The sequence below is a fragment of the Pedobacter sp. HMWF019 genome (genome assembly GCF_003061025.1).
GTDB lineage: Bacteria > Bacteroidota > Bacteroidia > Sphingobacteriales > Sphingobacteriaceae > Pedobacter.
In genome coordinates this window covers 1-549 of record NZ_QAIL01000602.1, presented here as the reverse complement: position 1 = coordinate 549, position 549 = coordinate 1, and the positions used below count along the sequence as shown (strand labels likewise).

Annotated in this window: 1 pseudogene; it reads right to left on the bottom strand. The window is 33.7% G+C overall.

From position 1 onward, the window contains the following. Positions 1 to 500, bottom strand: a pseudogene (locus DBR11_RS28530) (glycosyltransferase); the annotation flags it as partial. Between the last annotated feature and the right edge of the window lie 49 nt (positions 501 to 549).

Here is a 549-nt window from a genome sequence, read left to right as displayed (position 1 = left end):
GTAATTTCATTAACCAATTGAGGGTTTAAGCAAACATCAAATCCTTTAATGTAAGAAGGTAAATGTGCCTCTGGAACTAGTCCAATAAAATGAACGTTTTCCAGTGCTGTCAATTCACTTTTCAGAAACTTCTCATCAGGAGGTCCCACAAGAATTAAGTTATAATTAGGTCTCTCTTTAGCTATATGGACTAATATTTCAATATCCAGCCTGTCACTATTCAAAGAGCCTACAAATCCAATTCTAGGACCTTTAATAGCAATAATTTTATCTGGCACAAGTAAAGCTGGTGTGTCTCTGAACAAGCTTAAGTCACAACCTTGTCCAACATAATAAGAATTCGGATTATATTTTTTACAATAATTGGCAAGATAAAGAGAATTAGCAACAGCCAGATCACTTTTGCTGATCAATTTAGGTTCCAGTTCTTTCCCATGATACTTCCAGTAATCCACACCAAGCATATAATCTCTTGAATAATAAATGCTCAGCTTGGGCATCAAAAAGTCCTTAAGATAAAAAGATCTAAAAATATCATTATCATTAAAC